Annotated in this window: 13 protein-coding genes; 7 read left to right on the top strand and 6 right to left on the bottom strand. The window is 72.4% G+C overall.

Annotation, left to right across the window (positions count from 1 at the left end):
* Nucleotides 1–191 precede the first annotated feature (191 nt).
* From ABZS97_RS18245 to ABZS97_RS18230, 4 genes are all read left to right on the top strand, one after another.
* Nucleotides 192–1,259 (top strand): rhamnogalacturonan acetylesterase, encoded by a 1,068-nt coding sequence (locus ABZS97_RS18245; RefSeq protein WP_356138961.1) that lies wholly within the window; start codon nt 192–194, stop codon nt 1,257–1,259.
* A gap of 145 nt (nt 1,260–1,404) precedes the next feature.
* The gene (locus ABZS97_RS18240; RefSeq protein WP_356138960.1) at nt 1,405–3,123 is read left to right on the top strand and encodes a DUF2264 domain-containing protein; all 1,719 of its coding nucleotides are present in this window, start codon (nt 1,405–1,407) and stop codon (nt 3,121–3,123) included.
* A 108-nt stretch (nt 3,124–3,231) separates the two neighbouring features.
* The gene (locus ABZS97_RS18235) at nt 3,232–8,463 is read left to right on the top strand and encodes a caspase family protein (protein WP_356138958.1); all 5,232 of its coding nucleotides are present in this window, start codon (nt 3,232–3,234) and stop codon (nt 8,461–8,463) included.
* Nucleotides 8,460–9,308, top strand: coding sequence for a hypothetical protein (locus ABZS97_RS18230; protein WP_356138956.1), 849 nt, complete (start codon nt 8,460–8,462; stop codon nt 9,306–9,308). The genes ABZS97_RS18235 and ABZS97_RS18230 overlap by 4 nt, the downstream gene beginning before the upstream one ends.
* Nucleotides 9,309–9,331: 23 nt before the next feature.
* Here the strand turns inward: ABZS97_RS18230 and ABZS97_RS18225 are convergent, their stop codons facing one another.
* Nucleotides 9,332–10,903, bottom strand: coding sequence for a hypothetical protein (locus tag ABZS97_RS18225; protein ID WP_356138954.1), 1,572 nt, complete (start codon nt 10,901–10,903; stop codon nt 9,332–9,334).
* A 266-nt stretch (nt 10,904–11,169) separates the two neighbouring features.
* Between ABZS97_RS18225 and ABZS97_RS18220 the strand changes: the two genes are divergently transcribed.
* The gene (locus tag ABZS97_RS18220) at nt 11,170–11,925 is read left to right on the top strand and encodes an isocitrate lyase/phosphoenolpyruvate mutase family protein (protein WP_356138952.1); all 756 of its coding nucleotides are present in this window, start codon (nt 11,170–11,172) and stop codon (nt 11,923–11,925) included.
* Here ABZS97_RS18220 and ABZS97_RS18215 read toward each other — a convergent pair.
* From ABZS97_RS18215 to ABZS97_RS18195, 5 genes are all read right to left on the bottom strand, one after another.
* Nucleotides 11,912–12,724, bottom strand: coding sequence for an alpha/beta hydrolase (locus ABZS97_RS18215; protein ID WP_356138950.1), 813 nt, complete (start codon nt 12,722–12,724; stop codon nt 11,912–11,914). The two genes, ABZS97_RS18220 and ABZS97_RS18215, sit on opposite strands and share 14 nt — an antisense overlap.
* The gene (locus tag ABZS97_RS18210) at nt 12,717–13,301 is read right to left on the bottom strand and encodes a WHG domain-containing protein (protein WP_356138948.1); all 585 of its coding nucleotides are present in this window, start codon (nt 13,299–13,301) and stop codon (nt 12,717–12,719) included. Before ABZS97_RS18210 ends, ABZS97_RS18215 begins: the two co-directional genes overlap by 8 nt.
* A 72-nt stretch (nt 13,302–13,373) precedes the next feature.
* Entirely contained in the window at nt 13,374–13,553 is a 180-nt protein-coding gene (locus ABZS97_RS18205) for a hypothetical protein (RefSeq protein ID WP_356138946.1), read from the bottom strand.
* Between the two features lie 190 nt (nt 13,554–13,743).
* On the bottom strand, nt 13,744–14,346 hold the full coding sequence (locus ABZS97_RS18200) for a hypothetical protein (protein WP_356138944.1): 603 nt from the start codon (nt 14,344–14,346) through the stop codon (nt 13,744–13,746).
* A gap of 73 nt (nt 14,347–14,419) precedes the next feature.
* Nucleotides 14,420–15,124: a hypothetical protein gene (locus ABZS97_RS18195; protein ID WP_356138942.1), complete on the bottom strand. Its 705-nt coding sequence runs from the start codon at nt 15,122–15,124 to the stop codon at nt 14,420–14,422.
* Between the two features lie 262 nt (nt 15,125–15,386).
* Between ABZS97_RS18195 and ABZS97_RS18190 the strand changes: the two genes are divergently transcribed.
* Complete coding sequence (locus ABZS97_RS18190) at nt 15,387–16,058, top strand: hypothetical protein (RefSeq protein ID WP_356138940.1); 672 nt, start codon at nt 15,387–15,389, stop codon at nt 16,056–16,058.
* Between the two features lie 121 nt (nt 16,059–16,179).
* Complete coding sequence (locus ABZS97_RS18185) at nt 16,180–18,168, top strand: calcium-binding protein (RefSeq protein ID WP_356138938.1); 1,989 nt, start codon at nt 16,180–16,182, stop codon at nt 18,166–18,168.
* Nucleotides 18,169–18,256: the final 88 nt, after the last annotated feature.

The following is an 18,256-nucleotide window of genomic DNA, read 5'->3' as shown; positions in this document are numbered from 1 at the left end:
GGTGCCTCCTTCGGGAGGGTGTGGGGGGTGTGCGGGTGTCTCGCAGAGTGACAGTTGAATCGATTTCGCGAAAGGGCTTTCGCATGCTTGGAGTTGACAATCGTGTGAAATTGAGCCAAGTACTAGAAAGCGCTTGTCCGGAGCGGTACCGTCCAGCCGCCAGGTCCTGTCGTCCTGTCGGAGGAGCCGCAGTGAGACGTTTCAACCGAGTCCCCGTCGCCGTGCTGGCGGCGCTGACCGCCGCGACCGCACTCGCGGTCACCCCGGCGCAGGCCCATGGGGGCCGCGGGCCCGTTCTCGGTCCGGAGAACTGCACGACGACCGCGCCGGTCACCTGCCACTTCGACGTCGCCCCCGGCACGTACGACGTGAAGGTGCTCCTCGGCGGCGACAGTGCCGCCGCCACCGGCATCAGCGGCGAGACGCGCCGCGCTCTCCTCCCCGAGACCGCCACGGCGGCCGGCGAGTACGCGGCCCGCAGCTTCACCGTGAACGTCCGCACCCCCGAGGGCGAACCGACCGGAGCCGACGGCACACCGGGCCTGGACCTGGTGATCGGCGGCTCGGCGCCCGCGCTGGCCGGCATCCGCGTGACCCCCGCCCGCCCGCACACCCGGCAGATCTTCCTGGTCGGCGACTCCACGGTCTGCGACCAGCCCGGCGAGCCCTACACCGGCTGGGGCCAGGAGCTGCCCCAGTACCTCCGCAAGGGCCTGTCCGTGGCCAACTACGCGGACTCCGGGGAGAGTACGGTCACCTACCTCGACAACCCGGCGCTCTTCGCGACCGTCAAGCCGCTGATCCGCAAGGGCGACCTCGTCCTCATCCAGCTCGCCCACAACGACAAGACCACCGACGAGCCGACCTACCGTGCGAACCTGGAAACCCTCGTGGCAGGTGTACGAGCCGAGGGCGGGGAACCCGTCCTGGTCACACCGATCGTCCGACGCTGGTTCAACGCGGACGGTACCTTGAACAACAACACCGCGCTGCTGGTGAACGGCCTCGGCGTGGATCACCCGGCGGTCATCCGCTCGGTCGCGGCGGCCGAGAACGTCCCGCTGATCGACCTGACCGCCAGGACCAAGGCCCTCGTCGAGTCTCTGGGCGTCGAAGGCTCCAAAGCGATCTACCTGTACAACGAAAAAAGGGACAACACCCACACCTCGGTGCACGGTGCCACGGTGTACGCGGAGCTGGTGCGCGACGAATTGGTCGCCCGGCATCTGGTGCCGGAGGGCTTGGTGAGGGTGGGATGAGACCCTGGGGCGTCCCGACCGGAACCGGGGCGCCCCAGGCCTGTGCCTGTCCACCGGGCACGGGCCCGACGCCAGGCCCGCCCGTCGACGGGCCCGACGCCCGTCCCGGGGCAGCCGCCCCCCTGATCGAGACTGGAAAGCTCCCGTGCCCTTCCCCTTCCCCCTGCCGTCGGACGACCGCACACTCAGCCCGTACACCGGCTACACGCGTGCCCACTGGGAGTCGGCCGCGGACTCCCTGCTGGCCGCGGTCGCGCCGTACGCCACGGCGGACGGCGCGCTCTACCACCTCCCCGGCGACCGCACGAGCTGGTCCGGGAAGCTCTCCGACGGCCTGGAAGGGTACGCCCGCACCCTGCTCCTGGCCGCCTTCCGGCGCGACGAGAAGGCCCTGGAGCGCTACGCGGACGGCCTCGCCGCCGGAACCGCGGGCGTCTGGCCGCGCATCGCCGACCGCAGCCAGCCGCTCGTCGAGGCGGCGTCCATCGCCCTCGCACTGCGGCTGACCCGCCCGCTGCTCTGGGACCGCCTGGACGCCCCCGTCCGCGAGCGGGCCGCGCAGTGGCTCGCGGACGCCCTGACGGCCGAACCCTGGGCCTGCAACTGGGAGTTGTTCCCCGTCACGGTGGGCGGCTTCCTGCGGGAGATCGGCTACGAGCCGGAGGCCGCCGGCGCGGCGATCGACCGGGGCCTGGACCGCATCGAGCAGTGGTACGTCGGCGACGGCTGGTACACCGACGGCCCCGGCCGGGCCTTCGACTACTACAACGGCTGGGCCATGCACCTCTACCCGGTGCTGCACGCGTGGCTGGAGGACGACCCCCGCCTGCTGGACCTCTACGGCGGCCGCCTGGAGACCCATCTCGCCGACTACGCCCGCCTGTTCGGCGCCGACGGAGCTCCGATGCGCCAGGGCCGCTCCCTCACCTACCGCTTCGCGACCACCGCCCCGCTGTGGCTGGGCGCCCTCACCGGCCGCACGCCCCTGTCGCCCGGCGAGACCCGCAGGCTGGCCTCCGGCGCCCTGCGTCACTTCCTCGACCGGGACGCCGTCGACGACCGGGGCCTGCTCACCCTCGGCTGGCACGGCCCCGAGGAAGCCGTCCTGCAGGGCTATTCGGGCCCCGCGTCCCCGTACTGGGCGAGCAAGGCCTTCGTTGGGCTGCTGCTGCCCCCCGACCACGAGGCCTGGACGGCCCCCGAACAGCCCGGCCCGACGGACCGCGCCGACGCGGTCACCCCCGTCCGCCCGCCCAACTGGCTGCTCCAGTCCACCGCTTCGGACGGCCTGGTCCGCCTGCACAACCACGGCAGCGAGGACGTCCGCTACGACCCGTACTACACACGGCTCGCGTACTCGACCATGACCGCGCCCTCCGCGTCGTACGACAACAGCGTGATCGTGGACGAGGATCCGAGCCGCACGGACATCGAACCGCTCGGCGCGGGCGACGGCTGGGTGGCGTCCCGCCATGCGACGGGCGGTGACGCCCGGGTGACCAGCCTCGTCCTCGCCCGCGGAGCGGCGGAGGTGCGAGCGCACCTGGTGACAGGCGCGGCGCCCGGGACGCCGGTACGGATCACCGGCTGGGCGCCGCACGAGGACGCCCAAGCCGAACTCCTGCCCGCCGTCGGCCTGTTGGAGGGCCCCGCCGGCCTGACAGGCACCACGGGGGACGGCCCCACCCTGTTCGTCGCGCTCGCCCGGCTCACCGCGGAGCCGGACCCCCGGCCCCTCGCGGACCTGGTGTCCGTGCGCACGGACGGGCCGGACGGGATCGTCGTGTCCTGGTCCGGGGACGACAGCGTGCGGGCACGGCTCGAAGACGGCGCGGCCTTCGTCGGCGAAGTGAACGAGCGGTAGGCGGCGGGAGGAATCGAGGTGTTTCGCGCCTGACGCTTCTCGACACAGAGAGCGACCGTGCCGCTACTGTTTCTCACAGGGGCAGCGGGGGGCGCGATGGTGCGACAGGTGGGGCGGCGATTCTTCATCACGCTGGGGATGGGGCGGTACGCCCACCTCCCGGCCGACGAGCAACTGCTCCACGTGCCCAACGACGTCCGCGCGATGCGCGAGCTCATGGCCGGGTGCGGATACCAGGAAGTGCTTCCGGGACTCGGCGAGTACGACGGGGCCGAACAGGTCCGCCAGAAGCTCCGCCACTGGTCGACGGACGCCGAACTCGCCCGCGACGACGTGGTGGTCGTGTACTTCGCCGGCCACGGACTCGTCCAGGACCGCGACCGCCACTACCTGCTGTGCTGGGACTCGCAGGACGCCGACGTCGCCACCACCGCCCTCGCCACCGAGGACCTGGTCCGCATTCTGTGCCGAGGAGAGCTGCGCCACCTGCTCCTCGTCCTCGACACCTGCGCGGCCGGCGCGGGCAGCGCCGACGCGGCGGGCATCGCCCTCCAGTCGATCGCCTACCGGCACGGCGGCGCGGGCACCTCCACCGGACTGTGGTTCCTCGCCTCCGCCCGGCGCAAGGACGTCGCGGAGGACGGCCTCTTCGTGAGCGCGCTGCGCACGGCCGTCGGCGTCACCACCACTCGCACCGGGCAACGCCAGCAGTACCTCGACCTGACCGAGCTGGTGCGGGCCGTCAACGAGCGCTTCGAGGACGCGGGCCGCGGCCAACGCGCCGAACTCGCCAGCGGGTTGGTGACCGGCCTGGCACCGTTCTTCCCCAACTCCGGTTTCCGTGAGTCCTTACCGCCCATCGGGACCGACCTGGAGGTCCAACGGCGCGCCGCCGAGCAGGATCTCGCCGACCACTTCGGCCCCCGCTCGCGCGGAGTCGAGTTCGAGTCCGAGCACGGCCTGTACTTCAGCGGGCGTGTCCGGGTGCTCCGCGAACTCGTGGCCTGGCTGACGGCCGCTCACGGCGACGGCAGGGGACGCGTGGTCACCGGCCGGCCCGGATGCGGCAAATCGGCGGTCCTGGGAAGAGTCGTGGCCCTGTCGGACCAGCGCTACCGCACCCGGTTCGACGTCCGCGCGCTGGATCCCGCGACGGTGGTGCCCAAAGGATGCGTGACGGTGGCCGTGCACGCACGGCACAAACGACTTGAGGAGATCGTCGAGCGCATCGCCCACACCCTGGGCGCGGAGGTGAACGGCACGCCGGCACTGCTCCAGGAGCTGACGCGGCGCGGCCGGCAGGAGCCACCGATCGTCGTCGTGGTCGACGCGGTCGACGAGGCCGGATCCGACACCGCGGCCGACGCGGGCGGACACGGGGAGCCCCGCCGCATCACCCGGGAACTGCTGCGGCCCATGTCCGAGATCCAGGGCGTACGGCTGCTCGTGGGCACCCGCCACGAACTCGTGACCCCGCTCGGCCCCACCTTCACCTGCCTGGACCTGGACCGCCCCGGCTACCGGGCCGAGCAGGGCGATCTCACCGAGTACGTCGGCAAGATGCTGCTCGCCGAGGAGGAACCCGAGGTCAGCACCCCCTACCGCGACCTCCCCGACCTCGCCGGGACCGTCGCCGCCGGGGTCGCCAGGCGCGCGGCGGGCGTCTACCTCTACGCGCGCACCACCGCCCGTACGCTGCGCTCCGACGGTGCCGCCGTCGACGTACGCCGCGCGGGGTGGGCGGACGAACTGCCCAGCGAGATCGGCGAGGCGTTCGACGACTACCTGGCGCGTTTCGGACCGGACGAGGCGCGCGTGCGCCGGATGCTGCTCGCCCTGGCCTTCTCCGAGGGGACGGGGCTGCCCCGCGGCCGGGTGTGGACGACGCTCAGCACCGTGCTCTCCGGCGTCCCCTGCACCGAGGAGGACGTCTCCTGGGTACTCGACGTCGCCGAGGCGTATGTCGCCGAGGTCACCGACGACGACCACCGGTCGGTCTACCGGCTCTACCACAAAGCTCTGGCCGAGCACCTGCGGGAGACCGCGGGCCGGGCCACCACCGACATCCACCGGTCCGTGGTCGAAGCACTGGTGGCCCTCGTGCCGGTCGTGCCGCACGACGGCCTCGACTGGTTCGCCGCACCCCCCTACGTACGCCAGCACCTGGCCACGCACGCCGCGGCGGCGGGCGTCTTCGCCGGCCTCATAGAGGACCCCGGCTTCCTGCTCGCCTGCGAACCCCTCGGCCTGCTCCGGGCGTTGGCCACCATCAACGGCGAGGCCCCCCGACGCATCCGGACCGCGTACGAGCAGGTGGCCCACCGGCTCACCCCGAACCGCCAACTGGGCGCGCGGGCCGCGGATTTGCAGCTTTCGGCGCGCCGCTGCGAGGCCGACAGCCTCGCCGACCGCATCGAGGACCTCGGCGTGACCCTTCCCTGGAGCGCCCGCTGGGCCTGGTGGTCGGCGAGCGGCGCGCACCGGCTGCTCACCGGCCACACCAGAGGGGTGTACTGCGTCGCGGTGGGCAGCCTCGACGAGCGGCCCATCGCGGTGACGGGAAGCAACGACGCCACCGTGCGCGTCTGGGACCTCACCGCCCAGCGGCAACTGGGGGACTCGCTGCGGATGGGCGTCGCGGTCAGCGCCGTGGCCATCGGCGATCTCGGCGACTACACCGTGGCGCTGGTGGGCGGGGTCGACGGCACGGTACGGATCTGGGACCTCTCGGCCGGCCAGGAGTACGGCCGCGCCCTGACCGGCCACACCAACAGCGTCAAGGCGATCACGACCGGCGACCTCGGCGGACGGCCGGTCGCGCTGACGGCGAGCAGCGACGGCACGGCACGCCTCTGGGACCTGCGGGACCGGACCCAGCTGGGCGGTGACATGTCCGCGCACCGCCGCACCGTCCGGGACGCGGCCCTGGGGGAGATCGACGGATGCCCGGTGGCGGTCACCGGCGGGGACGACAAGGCCGTACGGATCTGGGATCTCAGCGAGGTCCCGGACGGAGGCACACCACGGCCCTACGGCAGCCCGCTGGTCGGCCCGGTGGAGGAGGTGACCGCCCTGAGCGTGGGAAAGCAGGACGGCCGGACCGTCGCCCTGGTCGGAGACGGGTCCGGGATGCTGAGCCTGTGGGACCTGGCCACCAGCCGCCAGATCGGCGAACCCGTCATCGCGCACCGCTACTTCGAGCGCAGCGGTGTCCACTCCGTGGTGATCGGACGGTTCGGCGGCCGCAGCGTGGCCCTGACGAGCGGACGTCTGGAGACACGACTGTGGGATCTGCGGACCCTGCGTCAGCTCGGCCCCTCGCTGCGAGGCCACGTCCACGACATCATGGCGGCCGCCCTCACCAGCCGCGGGCACAGCTCGCTGGCGGTCACGGTCAGCCGGGACCGTACGGCCCGTATCTGGGATCTGTCGGCGGACCGGCCGACGGAGGGCCACAGCGGGCAGGTGCACTGCGTGGCGGTCCGGGAGGTGTGCGACGTGCCCATGGCGATCACGGGCGGGGCGGACGGCACCGCCCGGCTGTGGAACCTCCGCACCCGGGTGCAGGCCGGCCCGCCCCTGGACGGGCACCAGGGGAAGGTACTCGCGGTGGCGCTCGGCAGTGTCAGGGGCCGGCCGGTCGCGGTGACCGGCGGGGCCGACACCACCGTCCGGTGCTGGGAGCCGTTCACCGGCAGACCCCTGGGACCGCCGTCGACCGGGCACACCAACGTGGTGCGCTGCGTTGCGCTCGGCGCGCTGCACGGGGAGGCGGTGGTGGTCAGCGGCAGCGAGGACGGGACGGTGCGGATCTCGAACACCGTCACCGGGCAGGCCGTCACCCGACCGTTGTCGGGCCATCAGGGCGGCATCCAGTACCTGGCCGCCCGACGGTCCGGCCCCGCGCTGGAGATCGCCCTCGCGACCTCCCTCGACCACGCCTACCTCTGGCGCGTCGACGGCGCCGGGACCGCCGTGCAGATGGCGCACTTCGACCTCGAGGACCTCACCCTGTACGAACGGGCGCTGGGCGTGGCCTTCGACGGCGACCGCCCCGTCGTGCTGTCCACCCGGGAGGGCAACGGCGTCTACGTCCACGACATCGTGACGCGCGCCCACGTCGGCGGCCCCCTGGTCGGACACACCCAGAGCGTGCTGGCCGGCACCCTCGCGCGTACCGGTGACACCGTGCTGGTGGCATCCGTGGCCTACGACAACACCGTACGGGTCTGGGATCTGGAGAGCGCCACGGCCCTGGGAGCGCCGCTGGAGGGGCTGACGCGGCTCGGCGAATCGATGACGCCCTGTCCGGCGCCCGCGCTGGGCCTGGCCGACGGAGTTCCCGTGGCCGTGACGGCGTTCACCCGCGAGGTGCGGATGTGGGACATGACCACCATGAGACCTGTCGGGGAACCGCTGTGCGGTGTCGACAACGCACTGGTTTCCGCGGACATCGTCCGGGGCTCCGACCGCGCGATGGTGATCACCGGCAGCAAATACGGCGGGGTGAGGATCCATGACCTCGACGACGGGGAGCAGATCGCCGCGCACATCGCATCGGCCAACTACGAACTCTTCGACACGACGAGCGCCCGTCTCGGCGAGGACACCGTGGTGGTGACGAGCAGCTGGTCGGAGGCGGACGTCTGGGTCCTGGAGCCACGACGACGGCTCGGCAAGCGGTTCGGCACCTCGTGGAAGACCCGCCTGCACACCCTGGAGGACAGGGCGTTCGCGGTGTCGGTGGCGGAGGACTTCACCCTGCACGCCTGGGAACTGGGCACTCAGGCCCAGATGTGCCCGCCGATGTCCGGCCACACGGCACAGGTGATGTGCCTGCGCGTGGGCATCCTCGGGGACGCGCACCTGCTGGCCAGCGCCTCGCTCGACGGGACGGTCCGGCTGTGGGACCTGCGCACGGGCGAACCGTTCGCCGAGCCGATCGACGGCCACGGCAGAGGGGCGTTCAGTGTGGCGTTCGCCCGTCTCGGCAAGGACGTCCTCGTGTCCGGCGCCGGCGACGGGCGGCTGCGCTTCTGGGACCTGGCCGAACAGCGTGACACAGGGCCCGAGTTGGAGCCGTTCCCCTTCCTCGTCAGCGCCGTCAAGTCGGCCGACATCCACGGCGTCCCCATGCTCATCGCGGGCGACGGCTACGGACTGACCCGCATCTGGGACACCCGGTCGGCCTCCTGGACCGCGGAACTCGACGTCGGCGGCGGCATCAACGACATCGCGGTGGACAACGCGGGCCACGTCTGTCTGGCCACGGACATGGGCGTCGTGGTCCTCGGCATCAATATCGCCCACGCGCCGGCGCCCCAGGGCGACGCCCCATGACCCGCCTCGTCCTCGCGCACGGCATAGCCCAGCAGTACAAGGGCGCGGACAGCCTGCTCGCCGACTGGTTCCCCGCGCTGGCCGACGGCGTCACCCTCGCGGCAGGTCCGAGGCTGCGGCGGAGCGACGTCTCCATGGCGTTCTACGGTGACCTCTTCCGCCCCGCCGGCCATCGCGGACTCGGCATCCCCGAACTCGACGCGAGCGACGTCGAGGACGGCCTGGAACGCGAACTCCTGCTGGCCTGGTGGGAGGCGGCGGCCCGCGCGGAGAGCCAGGTCACCGGACCGGACCGCACTGTCCGGCTGCGTACGCCCGACCTCGTGCAGCGAGCCCTCGACGCGCTGAGCCACTGCTCCTTCTTCGCAGGACTGAGCGAACGGCTGGTGATCCACAGCGCCCGCCAGGTACGCCGCTACTTCACCGAGCCGGAGCTGCGCGCCGCGGTCCGCGACCGGCTCGCGCAGGCGCTGACCGCCGACACCGAGGTGGTCGTCGCCCACTCCCTGGGCACGGTCGTCGCCTACGAAGTGCTCTGCGCCCACCCGGAGTTGCGGGACCTCTCGCTCGTCACCCTCGGTTCCCCCCTCGGCGTGCGCAGCCTGGTCTTCGACCGGCTCGTCCCCGCGCCGGGCGCCGGACACGGCCGTTGGCCGGCGCCCGTGAAACGCTGGTCCAACATCGCGGACCGGGGCGATGCCGTGGCGTTGGCAAAGGAGTTGGCGCCGTTGTTCGGCAGCCGCGTGCAGGACGCGCTCGTGCACAACGGAGCCAAGGCGCACGACGTCCGGCCGTATCTCACCGCACGGGAGACCGGCCGGGCGATCGCGGACGGACTGAGGTGACACCGCGTCGCAGCGCGGCCGGGTCAGGGCTTGAGACGGGCGATCCTCAGCGTGGAGGTCGTGGGCGAGGAGCCCGTGAGTGCGGTGGCGTACGACGGTGTGACGGGCGGGTACGCCCAGGCGAGCGTGCCGTCCTTCTGGACCGCGATGTCGCCCGTGATGCGGGCCGAGACCACCTTGTCCGCCGACTTGACCGTGCCGTTCCAGTCGACGAGGCGGAAGTGGGTGCCGCTGAAGGTGCCCTTGCAGGTGCCGTCCGCGCACGTGGCGTTCCTCAGTGACTCCCAGGAGACGAGGAGCCGGTCCTTGCCGTACGGCGCCACGTGGACGTTCACGTTCTCGGTGCCCGCGGCACTCGTGAGGTAAATCGGCTTGCCCGAGGGCGTGTTGCGGTTCTTGAGGAAGGCGACCGCGACCTGGTGGGTCTTGGTCTTCGGCTTCACGGTCCAGCCGCGGCCGCTCGAGTCGTCCGGGTTCTTGGCGGCGGAGGCGGCCCCGCGGGAGGCGAAGGCGGTGGCGTAGCGGCCGGTCGACGACTTCACCAGGTCGCCGGTGCGGCCGGCGAACGTGCCGCCGCAGTAGCCGGCCCAGCACTGTTCGCGCTGGACGACGGGCGCGGTGTCGGGTGCGCCGATGCCGGTCGACACGAACAGGCCCGAGCGCCAGTCGTCGAAGCAGAGTGAGGTGAACGCGCCGGTGGACTCGGCGTGCAGCGCGATGCCCTCGTTGTGGCTGCATCCCCAGCTCCAGCCGCCGCTCAGCTTCGCGCCGGTCGAGCCGAGGTACATCAGCTTGTCGCCGAAGTGGCCGTCGGTCCAGCCACCAGCGCCGTGGACGACGAAGTACGCGCCGTACTTCGTGCCGTTCCAGGCCAGTTGGCCGTCGAGGAGCGGCGCCGTGTCGTGCGACGAGGTCCCCGTCAGCTTCGTACGGAAGGCCTGCGCGCCGTTCTTGTAGCGGATCAGCGCCGCGGCCGTCTCCTTCCACTTGTTCGTGTCGGCGACCCGGGTCAGCAGCGCGAAGCCGTCGTTGTGCGCGACGAGTCCGCCGACCTCCTTCGCACCCTTCACGACCGTGTCCTTCGCGGACCGCTTGCCCGCCGCGGTCAGCGGTGTGACGTGGACCCCGTCGGCCGCGGGCCAGGCGACGCGCAGCGTGCCGTCCGGGGCCACCGCGGTCGTGGTGCGCGTCCACTCGCGGGTGCTGTTGTAACCCGCGGACAGGTAGGGGAACTTGGCGGCCAGCGTGACCGTGGTGTTCGTGACGGCGAGGGTGCCCGTCGCGGTCGCGGCGGACTTGGCGGTCTTCGTGGCCGATGAGGCGGCGGCCTTGGCCTTGGCCCTGGACGACGTCGAGGCGCTCGCGGTGGGCGCGGTGCTCGACGGTGACCCGGAGCCGGACGCGGCTTCGGAGGCGGTGGCCGACTTCTCGGCCGAGGCCGAGGTGCTCTGCCCGCCGCCCGAGCCGTTCGTCGTCGTCGCCGTCGCGTACCAGGCCCCGGCCAGCAGGCCGGCGGCGGCGAGAGCGCCCACGACCGGCTTACGGGCGCCGCTGCGGCGACGGCGGTGGGAGGTGGTGCGTCTTGCGGTTGTCATGTGGGTGGGTCGCCGCGGCACGCGGAAAGGTTGCCGGAGGATTTCAGCCCGTCCGGCGTTTGAGGACGGTTCGGCCGTCCCGGTCCCCCACCCACCCGAGGGGGGCGTGGTTTCAGCCCGTCCGGCGTTTGAGGACGAGCGCGAAGCGCGATGCAGGGGGAGAGGGGCGCAGCCCCCAGGTCAACGGGGCGGGTAGGGGCGGAGGGGGGGTGAAATCCCGCCACAGTTCGGCCCGCACCGAACCGATCCGGCCCTACCGTTCCGGTATGACCGTGACCGCGTTCGCCGCACTCCACCACGCCGACACACCTCTGCTCCTGCCCAACGCCTGGGACCACGCCTCGGTGGCCGCTCTTGCCGCCGAGGGCTTCGAGGCGATCGGCACCACGAGCCTCGGTGTCGCCGCCGCGGCCGGACTGCCGGACGGCTCGGCGGCGACCCGGGACCTGACCCTGGGGCTGACCCTGCAACTCGGCCAGGGGCCGTTCCTCCTGTCCGTCGACGCCGAGGGCGGTTTCAGTGACGATCCGGACGAAGTCGCCCGGGTGGCACGGGAGTTGGCCGCCGCCGGAGCCGTCGGCATCAACCTGGAGGACGGCCTCGGCTCGGCCGGCCTGCACGCCGCGAAGATCGCCGCGGTGAAGGCAGCCGTGCCCGGCCTCTTCGTGAACGCCCGCACCGACACGTACTGGCTGGGCGACGGCGCGGAGACGATGAAGCGACTCGAGGCCTACCAACAGGCGGGCGCGGACTGCGTGTTCGTGCCGGGCCTGACGGACGACAAGCGGATCGCCGCTCTCGTGAAGTCCCTCGACGTCCCGCTCAACATCCTCTACTCCCCGTCCGGCCCGGCCTTCCCGCATCTCGCCGACCTCGGCGTGCGCAGGGTCAGTCTCGGCTCCTACCTCTACCGGCGTGCACTGGGCGCCGCCCTGGAAGGCGTGGCGGACATCCGGGCCGGACGCCCGCCCCGCGGCCCCGCCCCGACCTACGCCGAGGTGCAGGCGCTCAGTGCACCGTGACCGACAGCAGCGTCCGCGCGAGCAACTCCGCGAAGTCGGCCGGGTGTTCGGCGACGCCGATGTGACCGCCGGGAAACTCGACGAATTCGCCGCCGCTCAGCTCGGACACCAACGTGGCCGTACGGTGCAGTAGTCGGCCGCGCGAGTCGACCCCCGCACCGAGGACGAGACGTCCGGGCAGCTGCTTGAGAGCGGTCGTATCCGGCATGTAGGCGGTGAAGGGACCCAGGACACGGGTGAGGAAGAGTGCCATGGGCTTGGTCAACTCATCATCAGCAGAAGGGCGTTGGGAGTCGAGCGACCGGTCCGCGGTCCACGCTCGCTCCTCCAGCCCGGCGCCGAGCCGGGCGGCCCCTGCACCCAGGCCCGCCGCGCGGTAGACGTCGTACACCTCCGCGAACATGGCCCGCTGCACGTCCGCGTCCGGCAGCACCTCCACGACCGGCGGCTCGTGTGCCACCACGCGCCGCAGGCGCTCCGGACGGCGGGCGAGCAGGTCGAGTGCGGCGATTGCGCCGGAGCTGGTCCCGAAGACGTAGGCGGACTCGCCGTCCGGCAGGACTTCGCCGAGCACGCGATGGGCGCCCTCGCTCCACGCCGTCACGCTCTGCTCGCCGACGGGCAGGCCGAGCCGGCCGTGCGCGAGGCCCAGCGGGTCGTACGTCACGACGGTGAACCGCTTGGCGAGCCGGTCCGTCAACGCGTCGAAGCCCATGGGATGCCCGGCCCCGCCGGGAATGACCAGCAGCACGGGCCCGACGCCGCGCACGTCGTAGTACAGGTCGGTCGGATCAGTCATTGCTCTTCTCCTGTCGAGGCCACTGCTCCAGTGCCACGTGCAGCGCGGCGATGGCCCGGTCCCAGGACGCCTGCACGTCACGGGCGGCGCCGAAGCCGCCGGTGGCCTCCAGGGCGCAGTAGCCGTGGAAGGTGCTGCGCAACAGGCGTACGGCGTCGGTGAGGTCGGGTTCTTCGAGGCCGTAGGCGCGGAGCATGCCGTACGTGATTTCGGCGGTGCGCCGGAAGTTGGGGGACTCGGTGAGGAGGGCCTGGTCCATCCGGATCTGGGTGGCGGCGTACCGTCCCGGCCGCTCCAGTGCGTACGCCCGGTAGGCGCCGGCGAACGCGGCCAGCGCGTCCTGGCCCGCCCGCCCCGCCACCGCCGCCGCGATCCGGTCGATCATCTCCCCGCCCGCGAGCAGCGCAACGCGTGTCCGCAGGTCCTGGAGGTTCCTGACGTGCGAGTACAGACTCGCGTCCTTCACACCGAAGTGCCGCGCCAGCGCGGACAGGGTGACGCTCTCGAATCCGACCTCGTCCGCGAGGTCGGCGGCCGCCTCCACGAGCCGGTCGGCCGTGAGCCCTGCTCGGACCATGGGTGATCCACCTCCGCACACCTTGAAACCTAGGAGCCCTAGGTAATGACCTAGTGTACATAGGCCGATAGGTCACGGACCTGGGCCTGCGCAGGCCAGGGCCGCGACCGCGATGGGCAGGCCGAGTGCGTCGTGCGGCTCGGTTGCGCCCGTCACCAGAGCGCGCAGGGCCCGCAGGCCGCCGGCCAGGACGGCGACGGCGGACAGCCGGACCACCACTCGTCTGCGGACGTTGACGCCTTGGATGCGCATACGGCTGATCGTGCGTGGGCCCGCGGCGCGGAGGGGGCCGAATCGAACCCTCCGCACCCTGCGGGTGAAGCGCGTGGAAGTGGCGCGCCCGCGGACAGGTCCCGCAGCGCCGGATCGAGCCCGTTCAACAGGCTCGCGAGGGCAGGCTTCGCCCGCGCCCGCGCCGCATCCGGACGCGGGAGGGGTGCCCTCAGCGGCCCTCGGATGCCGACGAGTCCTCGCGGCCGGGGCAGGCCGTCCGCAAGGCGGTGAGGGCGTCCCAGGCGGAGTCCTGGGCGAACGTGCTGGGTGCCGTGCCGCGGTCGGGGCCGAACACGACGTACGACTCCGGAAGGTAGGAGAGGCCGCCCCACTCCTCCCGTCGGTGGGCGCGGGCCAGCACCTGCCCGCAGTGCGTGCAGGTGATCCACGGGACGAGCAGGGGACCGTCGGGTTCCTGGACCCCGGCGGGCCCCGGCGTTTCGCGGTCACCGTCGAACTCCACCAGCCGCAGTGACGCGTCCTGCGCGGGATCGCCCTGGCAGCGCGCGATGTCGGCGCCGAGCGCGTCCCACATGGTCCAGGTCTCGGCCATGACCGCCAGCTCGGCCCGCGTGGTCTCGCCGATCGGTACACCCCGCTCAAGGAGCCGCGGGAGCAGCACGAACTGGAGCCCGGCCTCCTGCTCGCCGATGTCCCAGCAGTCCTGGAACTCGGCCGCGTCCTCGGCGGACGGCAGAAGTCGCGCGAACCGACGCCAGAGGGCGGGTTCGTCGGCGTACGAGGCGACCGGCTCGCTTTCCTGTTCGTTCATCCGGCCGAGCGTAGCGGGACAGTGATCGGTTGTTCATAAGGTCAACTCCTCGCGGATCGGGGTATTTTGTCGCCTACGGGCTCTTCATTCGGTCCCCGTGCGGGGCGGGATGTCGGCCGATCTGCAGCTCCGGGGGGTCTGTGTGCGATGGGTCGGCAAGCGACGGAACACCACGCCGGCGTCCGGCGAACCGGCGGCGGATGTGCTCGCCCGGCTGCGGGACGGCAGCGCCTCGGCCGAGCAGGACGGCCGGCAGGGCCGACCCCGCAAGGCCGTGAAGCGCTATCGCGAACTGGTCGTCCAGGCGACGTCCGCCCCCGGGCCCGACGACCTCACCACCCTGGCCCTGCGGCACCAACTCGCCCACTGGACAGGGGAGTCCGGCGATGCGGAAGGCGCCGTGCAGCTGTTCGCGCAGCTCCTGTCCGACCGTGAGCGCCTCCAGGGGCCACACCACCAGGACACCGGCCTCGCCCGCCACCAGCTCGCCCACTGGCACGGCCGGGCGGGACGGAGCGAGGAGGCCGTACACCGTTATGGGGAGATGCACCGCGCGGCGGAACAGGAGGGCCGCACCGAGGCCGCGCTCAACCTCCTGTGCGACCTGGGCCATTGGCAGCAGCAGGCCGACGACAACGCCGCCGCGCTGCGCACCTACACCCGGATGCTGAAGACCGCCGAGGCCGAACTGGGCGCCCATCACGAACTCGCCGGCATCGCCCGTAGGCGCTACGCCGAACTCGCCGGCGCTCTGCCCTTCGGCCACGAGCGGGGACACGACAGCCTGGAGGACCTCGTCGCGGCGGCCGCGGAGATCGAGCGGAGCGGCGACCTCTCGCGGGCGAGTCGCATGTACGGCCAAATAGCCGAGAAATGCCGGGAGTTGTACGGCGCCCGCAGCGACCGGACGCTCGGCGCGCTGGTCTCACAGGCGAAGGCGGCCATGCGGACGGAGGACCTGGACGAAGCCGTCGCTCGGCACACTCCTCGCCCGCCTCGCCCTCGGGCGCCTGCCCTGGGGCAAGAAGGTGCTCGCGGTGATGAGCAACATCTGCGACGGCACGCCCGACCTGGCCGGGATGCCCGCCGAACTGGAAGAGGTGGTCCGCTCCTGCCTCCAGCTCGACCCGGCCCGACGGCCGACCCCCGCCGCTGTCGCCGCCGCCCTCGCGAAGGGCCCGGAGGGCGAACTCCGCGACCCGGGGGCGGAACGATTCACCCCGCCGCTCCTGCCCGACGAGGCGACGACCCTCATCCGCGAGCACGCCGGCCTGCCGCCCACCCGCCGCTTCGAGACGCTGGTTCGCACCAGGCAGCAGGGCCCGGACGCCACCACGGTGGCCGCACGGCAGGGGAGGGGCGGCGCGGGCGGCGACGTACCGCCCGAGGACCGCACGCCCGACACCGCGGCCCAGGACCTCGAAGCCCAGGTCCTCGCCTGGGAACGCGAGGGCGGTTCGAAGCCGACCGACCAAGTACGCCGGGAATGCGGCGCGTTCACCGCGGAGGCCCGCTCCCGGCTCGGCGAGGAGCACCCCCTGGCCCTGCGTCTCAAGGTCTCCCACGCCATGCTCGGCTATGACGGCGCGAGCGGAACCGAGTACGCCGAACGCGTCGTGGAGGAGGTCGCCGTACACCTCGGGGACGGCCATCCCACGGTCCGCGACGCCCGTGCGCTGCTGGCGGCGCTGAGGTCCGTACAGCCGGGCTGAGGAACCGGTCGCGGGGGAGACGGCCTCGCCGTCACCCCCGAGAGTGGACTCCGCGGCGCAGTGGGCCCAGCCGCCGGTAAGCCGCGCGATAGCGCCGGGGGAACCTCCCGAAGCTGGGCGGATGTCCACCCTTGTTTCCCTACGGGGATCCCTCCGCGCGGCAGCTCTGGCCGCCGCCGCGCTCGCACTCGTCGTCGCGATGCCCTGTACCGCCCTCGCCGCACCCGGCGACCTGGACACCTCGTTCGGCACCGGCGGGAAGGTGACCGTCGACCGCGGCCAGAACGAGGAGGGCGAGGACGTCGTCCTGCAGCCCGACGGCAAGATCGTCACGGTCGGCGTGAACTGGGCTTCCGACGCCCCGTCGCCCGACTTCTCCCTGATGCGGCACAACCCCGACGGCAGCCTCGACCCCTCGTTCGGTGGCGACGGCGAGGTGACCACCGACTTCGAGGGCGGCGACGACCGGGCCCAGGGGGCGGCCCTGCAGCCCGACGGCAAGATCGTCGTGGTCGGCCGGACCGAGCGGTTCGGGGAGGAGAGCGGCGGCTGCTGCTGGTTCACGCTGGCCCGCTACAACCCCGACGGCACCCTGGACACCAGCTTCGGGGGCACCGGCTGGGTCATCCCCGAACTGGCCGGTGGCGCCGAGGACGGCTGGGCGGTCGCGGTGCAGCCCGACGGGAAGATCCTCGCCTCGGGGACCGCGGGCGGTGAGATCGCCGCGGTCCGCTACAACCCCGACGGAACCCCGGACACCGCGTTCGGCGGCGGTGACGGCGAGGTCACCACCGCCTTCGAGCAGGGCGTGCAGGGCAAGGACATGGCGCTCCAGCCGGACGGCCGGTTCGTCGTATTCGGCGACACGGGCGAGACGGCCTTCGACTTCGCGGTCGTCCGCTACAACCCCGACGGGAGCCTCGACACCACGTTCGGTGGCGGCGACGGCCGCGTCGTCACGGACCTGGGCGGCTACAACTTCGGTGAGGCCGTGGTGGTGCAGTCGGACGGCAGGATCGTCGCCGCCGGAAGCGGCGCGGGCCCCGGCTTCACCTTGGTGCGCTACAACACCGACGGCACGCTCGACGGCGGCTTCGGCACCGGCGGTGTCGTGAACACCCCCTTCGGCACCAACGGCAGCGTGCGGGACCTGATGCTTCAGCCCGACGGCCGGATCGTCGCCGCCGGAAGCGCCGACGGCGGCTTCGCCCTGGCCCGCTACAACACCAACGGCACTCTGGACACCGGGTTCGGCACCGGCGGCCGCACGAGCACCGGCTTCGGCGCCGCCGCCCAGGTCAACAGCCTCGCCCTCCGGTCCGACGGCAGGATCGTCGCGGTCGGCACCAGCGGCGACGACCGCGCCCTCGCCCGCTACCTGGGCGGCGCCGGCACCCCTCCTCCGCCGCCCGCCGGGGTGGACCTGTCCGTCACCAAGTCCGGCACGGGCACGGTCAGCATCGGTGACCGGGCGACGTACACCGTGACGGTCACCAACAACAGCGCCACGACCACGGCCACCGGCGTGGCTCTCACGGACGCGCTCACCGGCCCCGCCGCCACGATCGTCTCGGCCACCCCCTCCCAGGGCACCTGCACCACCGGCGGCACCTGCTCCCTCGGCACCCTCGCCCCCGGCGCGAAGGCCACGGTCACGGTTGTCGCCGAACCCCGCGCCACCGGCACCCTCACCGACAAGGCCACGGTGAGCGCCGGCCAGTCCGACCCGACCCCCGGCAACAACAGCGCGACGGCGACCACCACCGTCAACAACGCCCGCGGCTGCACCCGCATCGGCACCAGCGGCAACGACACCCTCACCGGTGGCTACGGCACCGACGTGATCTGCGGCCTCGGTGGCGACGACACCGTCGACGCGAGCTACGGCAACGACACCGTGTACGGCAACTACGGCAACGACCGCCTCGACGGCGGCTACAACGACGACACCCTGAACGGCGGCCCGGGCAACGACAACCTGATCGGCAACTACGGCAACGACAGGCTCAACACCGTCGACAACGTCTCCGGCAACGACACCGCCAACGGCGGCCTCGGCACGGACACCTGCACGACGGACACGGGCGACACGCGGCTCAGCTGCCCCTAGGGGGTGTTTGAAAGTCCCGCACAGCACCCACGGCGCCCGGCACGCACCCTCGCCGCACCGGCCGAAGCCCCAAGTACGTCCAGTACGA

The sequence above is a fragment of the Streptomyces sp. NPDC005485 genome (genome assembly GCF_040606085.1).
Taxonomy (GTDB): domain Bacteria; phylum Actinomycetota; class Actinomycetes; order Streptomycetales; family Streptomycetaceae; genus Streptomyces.
Note: the sequence above shows the minus strand (reverse complement) of the source record. Positions and strands in the feature narration are given on the sequence as shown.